Below are 20946 nucleotides of genomic sequence, written 5' to 3' on the forward strand. Positions count from 1 at the left end.
ACAAGGACAACTACGACGCGTACTACGAGAAAACCCTGAAGCTCCTGCGTCCCGGCGGACTCGTCGCCCTGGACAACGCCCTGCGGCACGGGCGGGTGGCCGACGCCGCCGACGCCGACCCGGGGACGGCCGTCATCCGCGCACTCAACCGGAAAATCCGGGACGATGCCCGCGTTACCATGTCCCTGGTGCCCATCGCCGACGGGCTGATGCTGGCGAGGAAGCGTTGAGCCGCATCGCCGTCGTCGGCTCCTCGATCCTGGACGTGGCGGTGGTCACGCCGCGCTTCCCGCGCCCCGGCGAGACGGTTCGGCCCGACGCGCTCGGCCTCTACCCCGGCGGTGGGTCCGGGTCCTACGCTCTTTGATGTTTATGGTTTTTGGACGAGTTGAGTTTAATTGCGGTGTAGGTATTACAAAAAGGCCCGGCAAGGCCGGGCGAGTCGGGTTGAGATTGAAAAGATGAATATTAAGTAGTCGGATGAGGGCACCCATCTCTAATGCACTCACATTGATAACCTGCCCTCTCTAGAGCCTTTGTCTTTGTATCGTCGGAGAATTCAGGTGGTGGATTATCTGTAGATTCCCCATAAGAAGGTGTTTTTTGGTGGCAAAAACTACATAAAACTTGAGCGTTTGCAAGCCCGTTTCCGCCACCACGGTTAATGTGATGTACTTCGAGGTCTTCTGTGTTCGTACAGCGTAGGTTAACCATAATCGACTCCTTAAAATTGCCTGCATAGAGGATGGGCAGGGGTGGTGCCCCGGCCCAGGGAACGAACAGGGAAGGGAGATACGGACTCCCCGCCGCGCGGCCAACACCACGCCAGACCACGGCCTGCTGCCCGTCCCTAACTGTGGAACTTATGAATCTTAGCAGGTCCTAGAAGGTCCGTCAAGGGCCGGGGAGATACCTTGAAAAGTCCCATTACCCACTGGGGGCTTTTACGGTAGCGCATATGGGCGCCGGGCCGTCCATGCCCACGCGGGAGGAGCTAAATATTTTTTAAAAGGAACTTGACAAAAAGATAAAAGAGAAGATAATAATATTTGTGACTGGAGAGGAAATCTTATGAGTAATACAGAGAAAGAATCAAAGCCTTATCAGATAAGAAATCCATTCACGTTAAAAAGATATGAAAATTTAATGATTTATTTTCAAAGTGAAATAACCTCTCTTACACAAAGGACAACAGCTTTATTATCAATTTCTATAGCAATAATTGCAGCACCTTTCTATATAACTTTTTTACAAATAGGAAAATTTGATACTGTTTGTTTCGATAATAATTTTATTTATTCATTATGTTTTATAGGTTCCCTCTTAACATCTTTCTTATCAATTATATTTCTCTTTTGGTCTGGATTTTCATATTTAGAGACAGTAGGACCCTACGCTTCTTTTAATATGGAAATACCAAGTGATAAGAGTATTACAGATGATTATCAAGAGAATAAAGAAATTGAAATATATAAATTGTATAGGATGGCTATTTTGATAAATAATTTATTGAATTTTTATAATTATAAATTGAGTTTTTATGGTAAAGGTATAAGAAATACAAAAATAAGCGTAATAATATTACTTTTTTCAATTCTCTTAACCGTTGTTTCTAGCTTTCTCTAAAAGGAGGTGTTCGTGAACGGGGAAGATGACAACAAAAGCTCTCCGCCGAAGAAACCAGACATTGACAAGGATAAAACAATTGTGAAAAAGGGAGTCCCTGATCCAAAACCGGCCCCTGCTCCTAGACCAACCCCTGATCCTAGACCAGCCCCTGATCCTAGACCAGCCCCTGATCCTAGACCGAGGCACGGTGACTGAAAAACACTGGATAGGCGAAAACAAGGTTCCCAACTGGAGCCTTGTTTTTTGGGGAACCCGAGGGGCTCCGTATTATTACTCGGGACGCTACATGATTAGCACTTAACGGGCGGGTGTGGACACCCGCCCCTACGTCACAACCCGGTAGAATATAAAAACCCGACGCCTCGATGACGCCGGGTATTTTAATTGGTGGACCCGAGGGGATTCGAACCCCTGACCTCCTCCACGCCAAGGAGGCGCGCTCCCAACTGCGCCACGGGCCCAAGGGCTGCGGCATGCTAGCACAGGGGCGGCTTTTTGTCAACGTCGGGCGCCGCCCACGAAACGCGGGCTAATCGCCGAAGAGTTCGTAGTACTTCTCCGCCACCGCCTTTACCTTGGGGTCGTCCTCGGTGTACTTGAGCGTGTTGTAGGTCAGGTAGAGGTCCTTGACGACGGCCCTGTTGTCGGGGTCCACATCGAAGAAGGCTTTCTCCAGGTACTTCACGGCGAGGACGAGGTCGTCGAAGTTCATGTCGTTGCGGGTGATGTAGTAGACGCCTGCGTCGGAGAGCGCCTCGGCGTAGTCGTCTCTGGCCTCCTCGATATTTTCCTCGGTCGCGGCGTCGTAGGCCTTCTCGGCGTCGGCGACGAGGGTCTTGTAGGCGTCCTCGGCGCGGGGGTCGTCCATGTCGTAGAGGACGCGGGCCCGGGTGCGCTCCACCTTGACGAAGCCCGGGAACTTCTCCAGCCCCATGTCGCAGACCTCGAGGGCCTTGTCGTAGAGCTCGGCCTCGGCGATGGTGGCGCTGCCGACGTAGTACACCGTCCGCTGGGTCTTTTCGTCGGGCATGGTGAAGCGTCCGACGGTCTCCATGTTGTAGAGCTTCTGGATGGCGAGGTAGTACTCCTCGGCGGCCTCGGTGTTGCGCTCCATCAGCCGCAGGCACTCGGCGGCGATGTAGAAGGCCTGGTAGTGGTCGGGCTCCAGCTCCTCGGCGAACCGGGCGTAGGCCAGCGCCTTCTCGAATTCGCGGCTGTTGATGGCCTTGGCCGCCTCCTGGCGCGCCACGAGGAAGTACTCGAACTCGACGATGATGTCCTCCATCTCCTTGCGGGAGTCGGGGTCCATCGCGATGGCCATGTCGTAGTACTTCATGGCGGTTTCGAAGTCGTGGAGCTGGGCGTAGCCCCAGAAGAGCATGACATAGGCGCAGGGCTCGTTCTTGCCCTCGCCGGCGATGTAGTCGAGCATCTTGTCCACGGCCCGCTGGGGTTCGCTGGCGCGGCGGATGTCGGTGGCGGCCCCCTCGCACTGGTACGTGCGCGTGGTCTTGCAGGAGCCGACGAGCGCGAGGCATACGGCGAGCAGCAGAATCGCAACGAGGGTCTTGCGCATCGGGCACTCCTTTAACTGGTCCGTTTCTAAGGCTCTCGTCCGGTCGGGTGATGATACAACCGGGGGTGTAAAAAGTAAACCGGGCCGTCTCATCCGGTTACGCGCGCATGATTGAAAGGCAAGGGGTTTAAACCCCTTGTCTCCTTCCCGTGCGGCGGTGCAAAAACCGGGGCCTGGCCCCGGCGAAAATGGTGTGGTGCGTCAGAAGTCCGGCGGGAGCTCGTCAATCTCCGCCTGGCTGAAGACCGGCCCGTCCAGGCAGACGTACTTACTCCCGACGTTGCAGCGGCCGCACTTGCCGATGCCGCACTTCATCCGGTTTTCCAGGGTGGTGATGACCTTGTCCGGCGCGAAGCCCATCTTGGAAAGACTCTGGAAGGCGAACTTGATCATTATCGGCGGCCCGCAGGTAACGACGAAGGCGTCCTTCGGGTCCAGCCCCACCTCCTCCATCACCGGGGGCACGAAGCCGACCTTGCCCTTCCAGTCCGGCGTCTCGCCGCCGGGGTCCACGGTGAGGATGAGCTTCGCGTCTTGCTTGGCCCACTCGTCGAACTCGCGCTTGTAGAGGAGGTCGCCGACGGAGCGCGCGCCGTAGAGGATGGTGACGTCCCCGTAGTCCTTGCGGTTGTCCAGGACGAACCATATCAGGCTGCGCAGGGGGGCGATGCCGATGCCGCCGCCCACGATGTGCAGGTTCTTCCCCTTCATGAGCTCGTAGGGGAAGTGGTTGCCGTAGGGGCCGCGGACGCCGACGGGATCGCCCGCGTTCCGGCGCGAGAGGCCGCCGGTGACGCGCCCCACCTCCTTGAACGTGCACTCGATAAAGCCCTTGCGCGTGGGGGAGCTGGCGATGCAGAAAGTGGACTCCCCCTCGCCGAAGGCCGAGTACTCGCCGAACTGCCCCGGCTCGAAGGTGAACTCGTCCCGGAGCTTCTCGTCGGCGAACTCGAGCCGGTAGGTCCGGGTGTCCGGGGTTTCCTGGGCGATTTCCTTTATTTCCGCCAACTGGGGCGCGTAGACGTTGGGCATGTGCTCCGTCCTTTCGGGCGGTTGACGCGTTAAAGCAAAATATCCTTACGCCGATAAACGAGGTGTGAGCCCAGTACGCAGAGCGCGGCGAGGCCGATGAAATAGGCCGCCCTCCACCAGCCCCCGCTCGACGCCCCGGCGATGATGTCGGTCTGGACGAAGCGGAAGGGGCTTATAAACCCGAAGGCCCTGGTGGACTCGGAAACGCGGGAGAGCCCGCTAACGATGTAAAACCCCAGTACGATTCCGAGACACGCCCCGGTAACCGCGCGGGCCCGCTTCGCCAGGGCGGCGACGAGGAATCCCACCGCGCCGAAGGCCAGCATCAGCAGCCAAGTCTGCCACGAGACGGTCAGGAAGGCGCCGACGTCGTACGGGGCGTCGGTGAAGACCGCCAACAGGACGAATCCGGCCAGGACCACGGCCAGGTTCAGACCGGTGATCAGCACACCCAGGGCCGCCATCTTCGAGTTGAGCACCTCGCCCCGCGTGACGGGCTTCGTGAGCAGGAACTCGGCCGTCTTTTCTTTCTCCTCGCGGGCGAGGAGCCCCGAACCCAGGAGAATAGCCACGAGGCTGCCCAGGAGCATGGTGTAGATCGCGTTGTAGGTTACGTAATAGCCCAGGGCGCTGGTCATGCTTTTCATGTCCACGCCGAAGGTGGTCAGCATCCCCTTGAAGAAGGGGTTCGAGAAGAGGGTATTGAGGTGCTCGAAGACGCCGCTCTCGATGACGAGGGGATAGAAAAGCATCATGAAGGCGTTCAGGCCGACCAGGACCGCGCACCATATCAGAATCCCCCGCAGGTGCCGGCGCAGCTCCATGAGAAATATATTCGTATTCATTCGTCTTCAGAGTCTTTGTAGAAGTGGAGGAAGACCTCCTCGAGGTCCGGCTCCTCGAGGGTCACGTCGTTGACCGGCATCCCCGCCAGGAGCGCGAGGAGGTCCCCGATGCGCCCGTCGAAGAGAAAGCGGCAGTCGCGGTCCTTCACCTCGAGTTCGTGCACGCCCTCCAGGTCGAACGCGCCGGGCTCCGGGGTTTTACTGAAGCTCAGGCGGACCTTCTTGAGCTGCTTCTGGCGCAGGGATGAAATTTCCTCGACGCCGACGACCCGGCCCCCTTTGAGAATCGCCACCCGGCCGCAGATTTTCTGCACCTCGGACAGAACGTGGGAGGAGTAGAAGATAGTCGTCCCCCGGGCGTTCTCCTCGCGCAGCGTCTCGGTGAGGCGGGCCTGGATGAGGGGGTCCAGCCCGCCCGTCGGCTCGTCCAGAATCAGCAGCTCCGGCGAGTGGATGAGCGCCGCCAGGATGGCGACTTTCTTCTTGTTGCCCAGGGAGAGGTCGGTAAAGTCCCGCTCCAGGTCCACCTTGAAGCGTTCGGCCAACTCCCGCGTCCGCCTCCCGTCAACCACCCCGTAAAAGCGGGCCGAGTAAGCTAAAAGGTCCCCCACCTTCAGACGGTCGTAGAAGTTTACCTCCGCGGGCAGATACCCGACGCGCCGTTTTATCGCCTTGGAGTCCCGGAGGATGTCCAGGCCGAAGACCCTCCCCTCGCCGCGGGTCGGGTACAGAAGGGACAACAGGGTGCGGATGGTGGTGGACTTACCGGCGCCGTTGGGGCCGATGAAGCCGAAGATTTCCCCCGGCTCCACCTCCAGGTCCACGTCCTCGATGCCCCGCGTCTTTTTGTAGAACTTGGTCAGGCCGCGGGTTTCGATCGCCAAGCGGTGAGCGGTGTCCGTCACGTGACCCTTAGTCCCGACCGGTCTTTGATCGTGGAGGGGCGGAGCCGTGGTTTCGAGCCGAAACCGGCACGTTCGGAGCGCCTATTCCCCCAGCTCGGCCACGGCGGCCATGACCTCGGTGATGTCCTGACCGACGGGGCAGACGCGGATGCAGCGCCCGCAGCCGACGCAGCCGGGCAGGTTCCACTTGTCCAGGAAAATCTTGAACTTGCAGGTGAAGCGGTTGCGCCAGCGGAGGGGCTGACGTGCGCGCGGGTTGTGCCCCGAGGCGTGGAGGGTGAAGTGGTCGAACTGGCAGGCGTCCCAGTTCTTCTTGCGCTCGCCGGCGCCCAGCTTGCCCTCGTCCACGATGTCGAAGCAGTGGCAGGTGGGGCAGACGAAGGTGCAGGCGCCGCAGGAGAGGCAGCGGAACGCCATCTTCGGCCACTTCTCCGAGTCGTAGTTGGAAAAATCGTCGAGCCAGGGCTTGATCCGCTCCGGGGCCTCCGTGAGGTCGTGGCGCAGGTCCTTGTAGGCCTTCTCGATGGCATGATCGCGCAGGGCGCGCTCGGGCGCCGGCGCGAATATCTTCTCGTGTTTGGCCAGAAGCTCCTCACCCTTGGCGCTGCCGGTCTCGACGTAGTAGCCGTCGTCGGGGAGGGGGGTCAGAAGTATGTCCGCCCCCTCCACGCCGTCGGGCCGTCCGCCGGTGGAGGTGCAGAAGCAGGCGTCGTCCGCGGCGGTGCAGCTCACGGCGACGATGATCGTGGCGGCGCGCCTCTTCAAATAAAAGTCGTCCTCGTACTCCCCCGCGAAAACCGCGTCCAGGCTCTGCATGCCGCGGGCGTCGCAGGGACGGGCGCCCAGAATCACCGTGGGCGGGTACACGTCGAGGAGGAGGTCGCGGACCCGCGTCTCGGTCGCGTCGTAATCATAGGCGAGAATAGGCTCCGTCCGGGCGAAGATGAAGTCCTTGGCGGAGTTGGCGGTGCAGACGTAGTCCGCCTCGTAGTCCTCCATCGAGGAGATCTCGGCGAAGACGACGTCGTCGCCCCGCTTCTTCGGACCAATGATCCTGTAATTGTCGCCCGTGAGCGCCTGGAAGAGGTCGTTCAGTTCCCTCAGCTTGCCCTCGCGCATGGCTTTCCTCTGGTAAAGATGACGTTGGTCTGAGGCGGCAGCGTGGGGCGCGGTCATCCCCGCGACCGCTACCTTATAAACTCCTCGGCATCCTTTTCGTTGTAGGTGGTCAGGGGCGGCCGGGCCTCGGGGTCCAGGCCGGCCACGTAACCGAAGCGGTCAGCGACGACCCGGCGCAGGTGCTGGTTCAAGAGGTCCAGCGGTATGCCCACGGGGCAGGCCCGCTGGCACTCGCCGCAGCCGATGCAGCGCCCGGCCAAATGAAACGCCCGCACGATGTTCCAGCTCCAGTTCCCGAGCTCGTGCCCCGAGGTGGGGACCCACTGCGGCTGGTTCGAGTCGGCGATGCACCGCTCGCAGGAGCACAGGGGGCACGCCGCGCGGCAGGCGTAGCACCGGATGCACTTGGAAAAAGCCTCGCGCCAGAAGGCGTAGCGTTCCTCCCGGGATTTTCCGGCCAGCTCCGCGGCCCGTTCGCTGGGGCGATACTCCGTGAGCGCCGGGGCCTCGGGGAGGTCGCCGACCACGTGGGCCGTGTTCCTCGGCCGGTGGACGTCGCAGATTTCACATTTGAAGGGGCGCTCGCCGTCGGCGGAATCGTAATCGGGCACGACCCCCTCGCAGCAGACGCCGATGAGGGTGACCTTCCCCGGGTCGAGCTGGGCCTCCTGGATGAGCCCCACGGCGGCCTTGGCGTCGCAGCCCTTCAAGACGACCGCCGGCTTGGAGAACTCCGCCCCCAGGAGCTTGTAGCGCTTGTTCAGATACCCGGCGAGGTTGTTCAGGCAGCGTTCGTCGAAGATGAGCTTCTCCACGTCCGCCGGGTCGGTGACGAAGACCGGCGCCCGCCGCCGCTCGTCGTGGTGCCTGCCGTAGCCGATGACGACGTCGGCCTCGCCGGATTCGAGCAGCTTTTTCGCCAGCTCGCGCAATTCCTTTTCCATGTCCCTACCTGGAGAGGTTGTGGTAGTCGGTGTTCGGCCCCAGTTCCCGCACCTTGTCCGTCACTTCGTTGATGACCTTGACCCACTTGACGCCCTCGGCCGCGGAGACCCAGGAGAACTGGAGCCTTTGTAGGTCCAGGCCGAGGAAGCTGAATAATTCGCGGAAGACGGTCCAGCGCCGCCGGGCGTGGTAATTCCCCGTGTTGTAGTGGCAGTCGCCGGGGTGGCAGCCCGAGACCAGGACGCCATCGGCCCCGTTCTCGAAGGCCTTGATGACGAAGAGCGGGTCTATGCGGGCGCTGCACGGCAGCTTGATGACGCGGACGTTGGGCTGGTACTTCATGCGGCTGGTGCCCGCCAGGTCCATGCCCAGGTAGGTGCACCAGTTGCAGACGAAGGCGACGATGCGCGGCTCCCACTTCCCCTCGGAGGGCTCGGGTTCTTCCATCTTCTCCAGGGGGGTGGATGTCTGTTCGGCGACCAGCTCGTCGGCGGTCTTGGTGGTCAGGGCTTCCTTCTCGGCCACGTTTTCGCTCCTTGTACCCTTCGCGGGGTGGGGAGTTTCTGAGGTTTCCCGCGGGCGGGTGTGGACACCCGCCCCTACGTCCGTTGAGTTACGCCATCAAGCCCTAATCATCGTCCTTTGGCTTGCTGTCAACGTTTTTATTCCCCGATGATGTGACGTAACCTTTCAATTTCTTATCTGATTTGTCATTGTTATTAGCCCACTGCAATGGTCTTAGATTTGAGGGTTCGTTATTTTCTTCATTACAATCAATGTGGTCTATTTCCCAGCTAAAACTTGTTCTGACTTCTCCCTTTTTTCTTCCGTATCGTTCCCTTCTTATCCAAGCCCCACATTTATCTTTACGGACTCTATCTTTGTTGTGTCCCTTGACGACTGTTCCTTTCTCCCAAACAGCTTGTTTTTCTTTCTCTGTGAAGTTACCCATCTTAGCTCCTTTGATATAAGTTGAGGTAATTACAGGGACTGAATCTCCGCGTAGAGCTGCCTGTCGTTGAAGCCGGCCAACTGGGCCGAGTTGGAACGGCAGACCGCCGAGCACAGACCGCAACCCTGGCACAAACCGGGATTGACCTCGGCCACCATCCGCAGCACCGCCCCCTCGCGGTTTTTGATTTCCTTCTCGGTGATGGCCTGGTATGGGCAGGCGTTGACGCAGTCCCAGCAGCCGATGCAGGTCGTCTCGTTGACGTGGGCGACGACGGGGTCGCGCTCCAGCTCGTCGAAGGCGAAGAGTATCTGGATTTTCGAGGCGGCGGCCGAGCCCTGGGCCACGCAGTCCGGGATGTCCATCGGACCCTGGCAGACCCCGGCGAGGAAGATGCCGCCCGTATTCGTCTCCACGGGCCGCAGCTTCGGGTGGGCCTCGACGTAGAACCCGTGCTGGTCGTAGCTGATGGAGAGCTTGCGGGCGAGCTCCTTGGCGTCGGGCTGGGGGATCATGGCAGAGGCGACCACGACCATGTCCACGGCCAGCTCGATCTCTTCCCCGGCGATGGTGTCGGCCCCCTTGAGGACCAGCTTGTCCCCGTCGCGGTAGATGCGGGAGACGCGGCCGCGCAGGTAGAGCGCCCCGTCCTCCTCGATGGCCCGGCGCACGAACTCCTCGTAGCGCTTCCCACCGGCGCGCACGTCCATGTAGAAAACCACGGCCTGCCCGTCGTGAACGGCGTGCTTGTAGAGCATGGTGTGCTTGGCGGTGTACATGCAGCAGATTTTGCTGCAGTACTCGATGCCCTTCTCCGGGCAGCGGGAGCCGATGCACTGCAGGAAGGCGATGGTCTTCGGGACTTTATTGTCCGATGGCCGCTTGAGCTGGCCCAGGGTGGGTCCCGAGGAAGTTACGATGCGCTCGAACTGGAGGCCGTCTATGATGTCGGGGTCCTCGCCGTACCCGTACTCGCCGTAGCCCGTGTAGAGGCCGCCCTCGGGCTGGCGCCCCAGCTCGTAGAGGGTGTAGCCGGTGGCCGCCACGACGGCGCCGACGTCGTACTCCAGAATCTCGTCCTGCTGTTCGAAGTCTATGGCCCCGGTGGGGCAGACCTTTTCGCAGACCTTGCACTTGCCGGTCTGGAAGTAGGTGCAGTAATCGGGGTGGAGGACCGGGGTGTTGGGCACGGCCTGGGGGAAGGGGGAGTTGATGGCCTTGGTCATGGCGCCCCGCCGGACGTCGGAGGCCTCCTTGTAGCTGCCGGAGAAGACCCCGAGACCGGCCTCGAAGTAGTTGGGCATCCGGGCGGGGCACTTTTCCTGGCACAGGCCGCAGCCGGTGCAGAGGTCGGTGTTGACGTAGCGGGCCCGCCGGCGGATTGTGGCCTTGAAGTTGCCGATGAAGCCCTCCAGCTTCTCCAACTCGGCCCAGGAGATGATGGTCACGTTGGGGTGCTTGGCCGCCTCGACCATCCGCGGCGTCAGGATGCACTGGGAGCAGTCCAGGGTGGGGAACGTTTCATCTAACTGGGACATGTGGCCGCCGATGGAGGGGCTCCTCTCCAGAAGGATGACCTCGTGGCCGCCGTTGGCGATGTCCAGGGTGGCCTGGATGCCGGCGATGCCCCCGCCGATTACCAGCGCCCGCTTGGTCATCGGGACCCGGATGCGCTCCAGCGGCTCGTCGAAGAAAGTCTTCTCCACCATCATCTTCGTCAGCTCGACGGCCTTGGGGGTGCCCGTCTCCTTCGACGTGTGGACCCAGGAGCACTGCTCCCGGATGTTGGCCACCTCGACCATGAAGGGGTTCAGGCCGCTGGACTGGGCGGTGGAGCGGAAGGTCTTTTCGTGCATGTGCGGGCTGCAGGCGGAAACCACCACGCCGTCCAGGTCGTGCTCCTTGATCGCCTGGGCGATCATGTCCTGGCCCGGGGCCGAGCAGACGAACTTGTAGTCCGCCGCGAAGACCACCCCGGGGATGCCCTTCATCTCCTCGACCACCCGGGGGCAGTCCACGGTGTCGCCGATGTTTTTGCCACAGTGGCAGACGAAGACGCCTATTCTGCGGGCCATTTAACGTTCTCCTTCAATCGCGTCGGGCGTGGATAACGGTGTTTCGGCGAAGTCATTCGAAGAGGTCCGGCTTCTTCCGTTCCGATTCCTGGTGGTAGAGACGGGCGATGATGCGGCGGCTCTGCAGGTACCGGATGATGCCGACGGCGGTGAGGACCCCTCCCAGGGGGAGGAAAACCCAGCCGAGGACCTGGAAGAATGGCGTTTCGCCGAAGAACTTCAGCATCGTGAACCCCACCGCCCCGAATCCCAGGGCGGTGCGGATGTAGGCCAAAAGAGTTCTTTCGGCGGCCAGGAGGTTCCGATGGGCGGCCAGTTTATCCCGGATCAATGGACTCTCTCGCCGTATTTGCCGAGCCTGAGCTGATCGAATCGGCAGGCCCCGCCGCTCTCGTCGGCGCTCGGCTCCTCCGAGGGGACCTCCTCGGAGGATTCGACCATCGAGGCGACGGTCTCGCTGCGGAAATCGTGGACGTACACCCCGCGGACGAGCCCGTTCCCGGGCACCGCGCCTTCCCAGCAGACCGAGTATGCGGCGTCCAGGAGCCCGTCGTCGGCGGCCTGCTGGCCGCTCGAACGGATGAGCCAGGCGTCGAGCGCCAACCCCACGTCGTCCACCTCGAGACCGATTACGGCGAAGCCGTCACCGGGGTAGTCCACGGAAATGGGCGACCGGGGCCTGAGCTCGACCAGCGGCTCGGAGCTCTCCGGCTCGGGGGCCGGTTCGGCCAGCGCCGGGCCCAGCGGGTCGCCGGGCAGGACACCCAGCTCGAACTCGTAGGGGATGGTGAGCCGGCTCGAGACGGGAACGCCCTCCAGGGTGGCCGGTTTCCAGCGGGTGGCCTCGGCCGCTTCGAGGGCGGCGCGGTCAACGTCCTCCCGACCGCTGGACTGCGCGATCCAGGCCTCGCCCACCTCGCCGGACCCGTCTATCAGGAGGCTGACGCGGCACTCCCCCTCGAACCCCTCCTCGGCGGCCCCCGGGGGGTAGGCCGGCGGTTCGAGGGGTTCCATAGGAACGGGCGCGGTATAGTTCACCGCCGCCCCGGCGGCACCGGCGAGTATGACTAGCAATACCACTATCTGTAAGACCGGACCCTTCATCGTGTTCAGGAGAATCTGGCCGATACCGACCGGGTCGGGACCAGGTGCATGTTCAGCCCGAGCTCCCGGGGCTTGTGCCCGTAGGCCAGGCCGATGAGCTCGGTGAGGTAGACGATGGGTATGCGCAGCTTCTTTCCGGCGATGCGTCCGGCGCCGCTCTGGCGCATGTCCAGGTTGGCGTGGCACATGGGGCAGGCCACGGCGATGCAATCCGCCGAAACATTATCCGCCGCCACGAGTATCTTGGCCGCCAGGTTTTCCACGATGTCCACCCGGCTGAAGGGGAAGGCCGCCCCGCAGCACTCGGTGCGGTGGCTCCAGTCCACCGGCTCCGCGCCGACGCTCTCGAGAATCCGCTCCATCTTGCGCGGCTCCTCGGTGTCGTCCACGACGGCGTAATCCGGCGGCCGGGTGAGCAGGCAGCCGTAGTAACAGGCGACCTTCAGGCCCTCCAGGCGGCGGTGGACCTTCTTCTGTATCTCCTCGAGCCCCACGTCGTCGGCGAGGAAGTCCACGATGTGCCTGACCTCGACCGATCCGTCGTAGGGCTCCTCGACGGCCTCGGCGACCCGGGCCGCCAGCTTCTCGTCGTGCTTGATCTCGTAGTTCGCGGCCGAGAGCCGGGAGTAGCAGGCGGCGCAGGTGGTCAGCACCGGGAGGTTCAGCGGCTTCGCCTGCGACAGGTTGTACGCCCCCAGGGAGACGGAGAGCAGCTTCGAGTGGTGGTGTCCGGGGGAGGCGGCGCAGCAGACCCAGTCCGGCACCTCCTCCAGCTCGACGCCCAGGTCCTTGAACACGGCGAAGGCGCTCATCTCGAACTCGCGGCTGGTGCCGTGGTTGGAACAGCCGGGGTAGTAGGCGATTTTCACGAAGCCTCCCAGGCTCGATTAATTCCTTGACTCCATCCCGAGCACCCGCTCGTAGATGTCCTTTACGGCCTGCCGGCCCTTTTTCGTCCCCCGCTGGGGGAAGAGCTTGAGCTTGCCCTTGAAAAGAAGGCCCGGCAGCTTGGTCATGTTGTTGAAGAAGTGGCCGCTGGTCAGGTTGTACGTCGCGGCGAGCTGGGCCTCGAACAGGCGGCTGTGCATCCGGACCGTGCCCAGGAATCGGCGCTCGAAGGTCAGAAGGTCGCGGTTCGGAGGCTTTACGCCCCGCATCCGGGCGATCTGGCGCAGGGCGTCCATGACGGCGGCGACCGACACGCCCTTGGGGCAGCGCGTGTAGCAGGTTTCGCAACTGGCGCAGATCCAGGGCGTGTTCACCTTCAGGAGCTTTTCGCCGAAGCCGAGCTGCAGGTAGCGGATGACGCGGTTCGGCTTGATTTCCATCTCGTAGGCGGTCGGGCAGCCGGCGGTGCAGTTGCCGCACTGGTAGCACTCCGCGACGACCTGGCCCGAGAGCTCCGCGACCTGCCGCTCGACGTCGCCCTGCAACCGCTCAAGCTCGAGTGTCAGCTCCATGGAATCCCTCGTGGGGTTGAGTTCGTGAAAAATTGGTGCGCAGTGGGGGAAAGATACGGCTCGCCCTGGAGCAAGCCCGTGTCGCGGAGGGGTTCGTGGTTGGCTTTCATCCCACGGCGTAACCTAGCAGACGGGTCCCGCTTTGTCAAGACCAGCGCGCGGCGCTGGACCCGAGTTCCGCGACGTGAATCGTCGGCGTTCGATGGTTGGTCTCCGCGAGCGAAAGTTAACGTGCACTGGGGAGATTTTATTGTCAAGGCCAGCGCGCGGCGCTGGACCGCGCCCCCGCGGGGGGAATCGTAGACGTTCGAGGTTCCGTACGGCCCCCTCTCCCTTTTAGGGAGAGGGTTGGGGTGAGGGTCGGGGTATAGAACGCATAAAGCGGCGGGGATTAAAATCCCCGCCCTACGTTTACGGAACGGGCCGGGGTGAGGGCTACCTTAGAAAAAACGGGCCGACCTGAAGGTCGGCCCCTACATCATCGCAAATGCAGGGCGAGGTTGGGAACGTGAAAGCGGCGGGGATGGGAATCCCCGCCCTACGGCAATTGAGTGGTGTAGGGACGGCCCCGTGGGATGAATCCCCTGCGGGCCGCCGGGCATCTGATAAAAAAACGGCGGGGACTAAAGTCCCCGCCCTACATTTTGGATTCAATCGTCATCGAACGAATGCGGACCTTCGCCACCGCTCCGGGTCAATCCCCGGGCCGCGTCTCCTCCTCCTGCCGGATCAGCCGCTCGACCAGCGGAACAGGGGAAATCTCGGCATAGCCCAGCTCGGCGGCTATCTCCCCGGGCGTCGGCTCATACCCCTGGGACCACAGCCCCTCCAGGAACCCCCCCGCCGCCGGGTCGCGCCACCACTCCTCGCCGAATCGGTCCAGGAGCGTCTGGCGGACCTCGGCCTCGAGCAGCCAGGCGTAGAGGTAGCTGGTCGTGTAGAAATCCTCGTTGGTGTAGTACACGCCGGTGTCGTACTCCTCATCGGTGCGGGTCCAGACGCCGGCCCAGTCCACCAGCTCCCGGTAGCTTTCGAGCGGATCGGCCTCCACCCCGTGGAGAGTGAGCTCGTACAGAAAACTCACGCAGTAGCTCCGCAGGCCGGAGACCTCGAAATAAAGCTGCTCGCGCCGGAATCGCCGCATTTCCTCCTCGTCCGTCATCCCCACGGCCTCTTTCAAGAAAGACGGGTTCTCGAAGACGTTCTCGAAGGCAAAGGCGTAGGTCTCGGTGACGGCGTCGTCGCCGAGGAGCTTGAATTCGTATGGCAGCCCGGGGTCGGTATAGGCGAAGTGCAGGGCGTGGCCCATCTCGTGGAACAGGGTTTCGTAGTCGGTGAACCCGCCCGTGGGCTTGACCAGGACCCGGATGTCCTCGGGGACCCGCATGGGCCAGCATGCGGCGCGGGGCTGCTTCTCCGGCCGGTCCTCCGCGTCGAGCCGGATGTTTTTCAGATTTTCAAAGTCTATCCCCAGTCCGGCGGTGAACTCGAGCCACAGGGGGATGAGCCTCTCGGCGGGGAAGTTTTTATCGAACTCGTCGGTGCGCCAGAGCTGCCCCCGGTCGTAGCTGCGCACGTCCTCCAGAGCGAGGTCGGGGAAGACCTCCGCCACCCTTTCGCGCGCCAGTGTCTCGAACAGGCCCCGCGTGGCGCCGAGGATGTAGAGGCAGTCGCCGGTGAGTTTTGCGAAGTCCCGGTCGTTGATTTTTGCGTAGTAGTCCACGAAATCGCGAAAACCCAGCTCGCGGCACTCATGGCGGGTGGCCCCGACTATCTCGCCCAGGCGCGGGTTGATCTCGTCCACGATGAACTGCCGCTCGGCGGTCCACAGCTCCCGGCGGCGGCCCCGGTCGTCCTCGCGGAAGATGACGTCGTCCAACTGCCGGTAGGGAATCTCCTCCCCGCCGACCTCGATGACCGCGGACGCCTCGGTCGTGACGTAGTCGTAGTAGAGCTCCTCGAGGGGGAACCACAGGAGGTTGTCCTCGATGTCTTTGACGAGGAATGCGTAAGACCTGCGCTCCAGCGGGTCCGTCGCGTCGTTTTCCAGGGAGCGGAGCCAGTCCACCAGGGCGGGGTGGTCCAGGAAGGCGTATTTTTCAAAGATGGGCTCCGTGTCCACCTCCTCCCCGTAGGCGTCCAGGGCGTAGTAGGCCTCGGCCAGCTCGTAGCCGAAGCTCTCCAGCTCCCCGCGCAGGGTCTCGACGGTGAGAGGTTCCCCGTCGGGAGAGAGCGGCGCCGGGACGGATGCGAGGGCGCCGAAAGCGAGTAAAAGCAATACTAAGGTGTTACGTCGCATGGTTTTCTCCGTCTCCGCGGAGCAGTTCGAGGGCTTTGGTGAAAGCGGGAGGGGGGTCCGATGTGAAACTGAGCCGTTCTCCGCTCTCCGGGTGGTCGAAGGCCAGCATCCGGGCGTGGAGGGCGTGGCCCTCGAGGGGCAGGCCGGCGGAGGCGCGGCGGCTGGCCCGGCTACCGTACACCTCGTCCCCCAGGAGAGGATAACCCCGGTGGGCGAGATGCACCCGGACCTGGTGGGTGCGGCCGGTTTCCAGGCGGCATTCGACGAAAGCGGCCCAGGGGTCGCCGCGCGGCAGCGCCTCGAGAATCCGGTAGCGGGTCACGGCGGGCCGACCGCTCAGGACGACGGCGAAACGCTTGCGGTCCCGCGGATGGCGGCCGATGGGCGCCTCGATGGTCCCCGCGGGGGGCTCGGGCACGCCGTAGGTGAGCGCCCAGTACACCCGGTCGGTGGTGTGCGCCGAGAACTGCCCCACCAGGGATAGGAGGGCGGCTCGGGTCTTGGCCACCACCAGGACCCCAGAGGTGTCCATGTCGAGCCGGTGGACCACCCCCGGTCGGCGGCCGTCACCCACGACGGCCAACTCGATTCCACGTGCCGCCAGGGCGTTCAAGAGGGTGTCGTCGGCGTGGCCGTGGGCCGGGTGGACGACGAGCCCCGCCGGCTTGTCCACCACGACCACCGAGGAATCCTGGTAGAGAATCCCGATTTCGGCTTCGCGGGGGGTGAGCGGGTTCAGCGGTTCCGGCTCGGCCAGGGCCCGGGGGAGGATTTTTACCCTCTCTCCGCCCCGGAGCCTTTTATCCGGCGAGGTCGGCGCGCCGTCGAGGGTGACCAGCCCTTCGCGGATGGCCGCCGCGATGCGGGAGCGCGAGACGCCGAGCTTTTGGGCCAGAAAGCGGTCCAGCCGCGTAAACCGCGTTTCCCCGGCCGCGTCCTCTTCGACCGAAAACTCAACCGATTCGGCGTCCACGCTCGAGTCCCGTTTGACCCCCGGTTCGGGGGGCGGTAAAATCACCGGGGAGGCCCCATGCCCTACGTCCGATACCGCGGTCCCTACGCCGTTCTGGTCCACGCCTGCCGCCGGGGCGGGAAGGTGGTGCAGCGGCACCTGGCCTACCTGGGGAGACGGGCGAGGGTGGAGCCCGAACTGCGCCGGAAAATCGAGGCCCGCTTCCCGGAGATTTTTCTAGATTGGGAGAAGCTCGAGTCGGGGCTGCGGGGCGATGTCGGAAAAAGCGCCTCGAGCTGGCTCGAGGAGGATTAGCCCCGCGGCCGACCTTCGAAAGCCCCTGTCGAGTGGGGCTTTTTTTACATCCCGGGTTTCGGATACGGCTGGAACGTTGGTCAGCCCTCTTTCCAAAACCCCGGGCGGACGGGGCTTTTTCGTTCCTCTCACCGGCCCCGCGGGCGGGCTCAGTCCTGCCGGAAGAGGATGATCCGCGCCTTGTTATCCGGCACGTATTCGTCCTCCCAGGACTCGTACCAGAGGAAGGCGTCTATGACCCACAGGTCGCCGTCTTCCGTTACCGCCAGGTCCAGGGGGCAGCGCAGCCGCCAGTAACCGTCGCCGTAGATGACCGCCAGGAGCTCGCCATCGCTGGAGAACTTCTGGATGCGGGCGTTGCGGGTGTCGCAGACGTAGATGTTCCCTTGAGCGTCCGCGGCCACCCCGAAGGGGGACGAGAGCTGGCCGTTGTTGAAGCCGAAACCGCCTATCGTCCCCTGATAGCTGAAAACGTATGGGTAAATGTACAGCGGGTCGTAGGCCGGGTCATTGGGGTCGGTGGGGGCGGGCTCCAGGGTGAATGTCTGGAGTCGGTGGTTGATAGCGTCGGAGACGACGACCGTCTCGTCGGGCGTCACGCAGATGCCCATGGGCCGGTAGAATCTACCCTCCTGATCCCCCTCACCGCCGCCCTCGGCCGTCACGGAGTCCCCCTCGATGTGGAAGAGATAGCTCAACGCGACGTCGGTGTACACGATTTGGTCCGGCGGGTAGTAGGCCACGGGACCCGGTTGATAGGTGGTGGGGTACCCCACCAGGATGTCGGCTTGGGTTATCTGGGCGTAGCGGGGGCGGTTGTCGCCGGGGATGTCTAAATTGGGACTGGGCAGCGCCAGCTTGTGGACCTGCCTGCCCCATTCGAACACCAGACCCATTTCGGACTGCGATTCGGATACGAGCACCACCTCCTTCAGATAGGACGGGTCGGGGTAGGATTCGATGAAGAGCTGGTAGGTGGAGTGCTGGCGCCCGCGGGGCCAGACCCAGAAGGCGTCCCAGAGTGCGCCGCCGTCCGGGTTGGGGATGAAGCGTTCGAGGTAGCCGCCCCGGATGTTGGTGACCAGCAGGTCGCCGTTGGAGTCCACCGCGATGGAGTAGGGGAACCAGAAGCCCCAATCGGGATCGCCCTCGGCGTCGCCGATGGAGTAGGGGCCGGGGTCCTGGTCGCCGACCCGGGTTATCTCGAAGCCGCCGATGGAGGAGTAGCTTTCGGTGGGTACGGGGTAGACGGTCTCCTCGCAGCCGGCGAGGGCCAGGAAGGCGCAGGCCGCGCTCAGGGCGGCAAGGCTGTATTTATTCAGGACCATCGCCTGTATTCTACCACACCGTCCCGCGGCGCGCCAACGGGGGGCCGGTGGTATAATCTCCCGGCTGGAGGACTCTTGAGAGATGAGATTATCACCCTGGCCCACGGCGGCGGCGGCGTCGCCTCGCGGCGCCTGCTACGGGAGCACCTGCTGCCGCGGCTGGACTCCGAGGCGCTCCGGCCGCTGGGCGATTCGGCGCTGGTGGACGTTCCCCCGGGCGGGATCGCGCTGACGACCGACAGCTACGTGATTCAGCCCTGGCGCTTCCCCGGCGGCGACATCGGCCGGCTGGCGGTATGCGGGACGGTCAACGACCTGGCGGTGATGGGCGCCCGGCCGCTCTACCTCACCCTGGGGCTGATTCTCGAAGAAGGTTTGCCTCTCGCGGATCTGGACGCGGTGGTCTCCTCGGTGGCGGAAACGGCGAAGGAGGCCGGAGTCGTCGTGGTGGCCGGGGACACCAAGGTGGTCAACCGGGGGGACGCCGACGGCCTCTACATAAACACGGCGGGGGTCGGCGTCTTCGACGAGGGTCATGCGCGACTCCCCGGGCCGCGGATCGGCGACCGGGTCCTCGTCACCGGGGCCCTGGGGGACCACGGCCTGGCGGTGATGGCCGCCCGGGAGAGGCTGCCCCTGAAGAGCGAGCTGGTTTCCGATTGCGCCCCGCTCTCGGGGCTGGTCGAGGCGATGCGCGGGGCGGGCGAGGTCACCTGGATGCGGGACTGCACGAGAGGCGGGCTGGCCTCGGCGGCCAACGAGCTGGCGGCGGATTTTCGCCTGGGCGTCCGCCTTATCGAGGATGAATTGGTCGTCCACGACGCGGCGGCGGCGGTGGCCGAGCTCCTGGGCCTCGACATCCTCCACGTGGCCAACGAGGGGGTCATCCTGGCCGCGGTGGCGGAGGAAGATGCAGTGCGCGTTCTGGCGGCGGCCCGAGCGCACGCCTACGGTCGGGAGGCGTCCCTGGCCGGCGGGCTGACGGAAGCCCACCCGCGCCGGGTCGTCCTCGAGACGGCCGTCGGCGGGGAGAGAATCGTGGACATGCTCACCGGTGAGCAACTCCCCCGCATCTGCTAGTGTCCGCCCGGGGAATGTGTTAATCTCTTCCCCGTATCGTAAAAGTTCACCCGAAGGAGACGAGATGGCAGAGGGCACGAGCGGGGAAAAGGCGCGCAACCTGGAGGCGGCCTTCGCCCAGATCGAGCGGAAGTACGGCAAGGGCGCGATCATGCGCATGGGCGGGGAGGGCGAGCGCGACATAGACGTCATCCCCACCGGCTCCCTCTCCATAGACCGCGCCCTGGGCGTGGGCGGCCTTCCCCGGGGCCGGATCATCGAGATCTACGGCCCCGAGGCCAGCGGCAAGACCACACTCACACTGCACGTCATCGCCAGCGCCCAGAAGCTGGGCGGCATCGCGGCCTTCATTGACGTGGAGCACGCCCTGGACATAAATTACGCGAAAAACCTCGGCATCAACATCGAGGAGCTCCTGGTCAGCCAGCCCGACACCGGGGAGCAGGCGCTGGAGATAGTGGAGATGCTCGTCCGCTCGGGCGCCGTGGACCTCGTGGTGGTGGACTCCGTGGCGGCCCTGGTCCCCCGGGTGGAAATCGAGGGCGAGATGGGCGACAGCCACGTGGCCCTGCAGGCCCGGCTGATGAGCCAGGCCCTGCGCAAGCTCACCGGCGTGGTGAGCCGTTCCCACTGCTGCATCCTCTTCACCAACCAGATTCGCGAGAAGATCGGCGTGGTCTTCGGCAACCCCGAGGTCACCCCGGGCGGCCGGGCGCTCAAGTTCTACACCACGGTGCGCATGGAGGTGCGCCGCATCGGCTCCTTGAAGGTCGGCGGCGACAACATCGGCAACCGCAGCCGGGTCAAGGTGGTCAAGAACAAGGTCGCTCCGCCGTTCAAGGAGGCCGAGTTCGACATCATCTTCGGCCTGGGCATCAACCACGTGGGCGAGGTGATAGACCTCGGCGTGGAGGCCGGCGTCATCGAAAAGTCGGGGAGCTGGTTCTCCTACGACGGCGAACGCCTGGGCCAGGGCAAGGAGAACGTCAAGGAGGCGCTCGACGAGAAGCCGGAGATGCTGGCGGCCATCGAGGCCAAGGTGCGCGATTTCTTCGGCATCCCGGTGCAGAAGGGTGCCGCGAAGCCCAAAAAAGAGGCCGATTCGGAGTGATTGGCCGGGCCGTAGCGCGCCCGTGAGTCAAATGTAGGGCGGGGGCTTCGGTTCCCGCCTTTTTGCCCCCTTCCCTACCCGCATCTGGCTGATTGCGATGACGTAGGGGCGGGTGTCCACACCCGCCCGCAATCTTCAAATGTAGCCCTCACCCCAACCCTCTCCCACGGGGAGAGGGGGCCGCTGCAACCCCTCACCCCAACCCGCGCTTCAAAAAAA

At 63.4% G+C, this 20946-nt stretch carries 22 protein-coding genes and 1 tRNA gene; 6 read left to right on the forward strand and 17 right to left on the reverse strand.

The genetic code is table 11. The annotated features are described in order from the left end of the window. The 3 genes from VM054_03065 to VM054_03075 all read left to right on the forward strand — a co-directional run. On the forward strand, window positions 1–230 hold a 230-nt coding region (locus VM054_03065), incomplete at its 5' end, for an SAM-dependent methyltransferase (protein HUT98033.1). After that, a complete protein-coding gene (locus VM054_03070; protein HUT98034.1) occupies window positions 227–367 on the forward strand; it encodes a hypothetical protein in 141 nt (46 codons plus the stop codon). The genes VM054_03065 and VM054_03070, both read left to right, overlap by 4 nt. A 704-nt stretch (window positions 368–1071) precedes the next feature. Next, on the forward strand, window positions 1072–1626 hold the full coding sequence (locus VM054_03075) for a hypothetical protein (protein HUT98035.1): 555 nt from the start codon (window positions 1072–1074) through the stop codon (window positions 1624–1626). Window positions 1627–2014: 388 nt separating this feature from the next. Here the strand turns inward: VM054_03075 and VM054_03080 are convergent. From VM054_03080 to VM054_03155, 16 genes are all read right to left on the reverse strand, one after another. Next, window positions 2015–2090, reverse strand: a tRNA-Ala gene (locus VM054_03080). A gap of 68 nt (window positions 2091–2158) precedes the next feature. Next, on the reverse strand, window positions 2159–3205 hold the full coding sequence (locus VM054_03085; GenBank protein ID HUT98036.1) for a hypothetical protein: 1047 nt from the start codon (window positions 3203–3205) through the stop codon (window positions 2159–2161). Window positions 3206–3406: 201 nt separating this feature from the next. Further along, window positions 3407–4237, reverse strand: a complete 831-nt coding sequence (locus VM054_03090) for an FAD/NAD(P)-binding protein (protein ID HUT98037.1) — start codon at window positions 4235–4237, stop codon at window positions 3407–3409. A 29-nt stretch (window positions 4238–4266) separates the two neighbouring features. After that, window positions 4267–5082, reverse strand: coding sequence for an ABC transporter permease subunit (locus VM054_03095; protein ID HUT98038.1), 816 nt, complete (start codon window positions 5080–5082; stop codon window positions 4267–4269). Next, entirely contained in the window at window positions 5079–5966 is an 888-nt protein-coding gene (locus VM054_03100; GenBank protein ID HUT98039.1) for an ABC transporter ATP-binding protein, read from the reverse strand. The genes VM054_03095 and VM054_03100 overlap by 4 nt, the downstream gene beginning before the upstream one ends. A 102-nt stretch (window positions 5967–6068) precedes the next feature. Beyond that, on the reverse strand, window positions 6069–7106 hold the full coding sequence (locus tag VM054_03105; GenBank protein HUT98040.1) for a 4Fe-4S dicluster domain-containing protein: 1038 nt from the start codon (window positions 7104–7106) through the stop codon (window positions 6069–6071). A 68-nt stretch (window positions 7107–7174) separates the two neighbouring features. Beyond that, window positions 7175–8050, reverse strand: coding sequence for a 4Fe-4S dicluster domain-containing protein (locus VM054_03110; GenBank protein HUT98041.1), 876 nt, complete (start codon window positions 8048–8050; stop codon window positions 7175–7177). Between the two features lie 4 nt (window positions 8051–8054). Beyond that, window positions 8055–8498 (reverse strand): hydrogenase iron-sulfur subunit, encoded by a 444-nt coding sequence (locus VM054_03115; GenBank protein ID HUT98042.1) that lies wholly within the window; start codon window positions 8496–8498, stop codon window positions 8055–8057. A 181-nt stretch (window positions 8499–8679) separates the two neighbouring features. Next, window positions 8680–9003 (reverse strand): HNH endonuclease, encoded by a 324-nt coding sequence (locus VM054_03120; GenBank protein HUT98043.1) that lies wholly within the window; start codon window positions 9001–9003, stop codon window positions 8680–8682. Between the two features lie 29 nt (window positions 9004–9032). After that, the gene (locus VM054_03125; protein ID HUT98044.1) at window positions 9033–11078 is read right to left on the reverse strand and encodes a CoB--CoM heterodisulfide reductase iron-sulfur subunit A family protein; all 2046 of its coding nucleotides are present in this window, start codon (window positions 11076–11078) and stop codon (window positions 9033–9035) included. A 52-nt stretch (window positions 11079–11130) separates the two neighbouring features. Beyond that, complete coding sequence (locus VM054_03130) at window positions 11131–11409, reverse strand: DUF202 domain-containing protein (GenBank protein ID HUT98045.1); 279 nt, start codon at window positions 11407–11409, stop codon at window positions 11131–11133. After that, window positions 11406–12152, reverse strand: a complete 747-nt coding sequence (locus tag VM054_03135) for an energy transducer TonB (GenBank protein ID HUT98046.1) — start codon at window positions 12150–12152, stop codon at window positions 11406–11408. Before VM054_03135 ends, VM054_03130 begins: the two co-directional genes overlap by 4 nt. 35 nt (window positions 12153–12187) lie before the next feature. Continuing rightward, window positions 12188–13051, reverse strand: coding sequence for a CoB--CoM heterodisulfide reductase iron-sulfur subunit B family protein (locus tag VM054_03140; GenBank protein HUT98047.1), 864 nt, complete (start codon window positions 13049–13051; stop codon window positions 12188–12190). Between the two features lie 18 nt (window positions 13052–13069). Next, on the reverse strand, window positions 13070–13642 hold the full coding sequence (locus VM054_03145) for a 4Fe-4S dicluster domain-containing protein (GenBank protein ID HUT98048.1): 573 nt from the start codon (window positions 13640–13642) through the stop codon (window positions 13070–13072). Window positions 13643–14336: 694 nt separating this feature from the next. Beyond that, window positions 14337–15941, reverse strand: coding sequence for a hypothetical protein (locus VM054_03150; GenBank protein ID HUT98049.1), 1605 nt, complete (start codon window positions 15939–15941; stop codon window positions 14337–14339). Next, complete coding sequence (locus VM054_03155) at window positions 15931–16959, reverse strand: RluA family pseudouridine synthase (protein ID HUT98050.1); 1029 nt, start codon at window positions 16957–16959, stop codon at window positions 15931–15933. The genes VM054_03150 and VM054_03155 overlap by 11 nt, the downstream gene beginning before the upstream one ends. Window positions 16960–16971: 12 nt before the next feature. Here VM054_03155 and VM054_03160 point away from each other — a divergent pair, with 12 nt between their 5' ends. After that, window positions 16972–17208 carry a hypothetical protein gene (locus VM054_03160; GenBank protein HUT98051.1) on the forward strand — a complete coding sequence of 79 codons (237 nt, stop codon included), beginning with the start codon at window positions 16972–16974 and terminating at the stop codon, window positions 17206–17208. A 149-nt stretch (window positions 17209–17357) separates the two neighbouring features. On the opposite strand, the gene VM054_03165 is transcribed toward VM054_03160, so the two are convergent. Continuing rightward, window positions 17358–18536, reverse strand: a complete 1179-nt coding sequence (locus VM054_03165; GenBank protein ID HUT98052.1) for an NHL repeat-containing protein — start codon at window positions 18534–18536, stop codon at window positions 17358–17360. Window positions 18537–18611: 75 nt separating this feature from the next. Between VM054_03165 and hypE the strand changes: the two genes are divergently transcribed. Together hypE and recA are read left to right on the forward strand one after the other, a co-directional pair. Further along, a complete protein-coding gene (gene hypE, locus VM054_03170) occupies window positions 18612–19616 on the forward strand; it encodes a hydrogenase expression/formation protein HypE (GenBank protein HUT98053.1) in 1005 nt (334 codons plus the stop codon). A 64-nt stretch (window positions 19617–19680) separates the two neighbouring features. Next, the gene (gene recA / locus VM054_03175) at window positions 19681–20727 is read left to right on the forward strand and encodes a recombinase RecA (GenBank protein HUT98054.1); all 1047 of its coding nucleotides are present in this window, start codon (window positions 19681–19683) and stop codon (window positions 20725–20727) included. Window positions 20728–20946: the final 219 nt, after the last annotated feature.

Source organism: bacterium (assembly GCA_035528375.1).
GTDB lineage: Bacteria > RBG-13-66-14 > RBG-13-66-14 > RBG-13-66-14 > RBG-13-66-14 > RBG-13-66-14.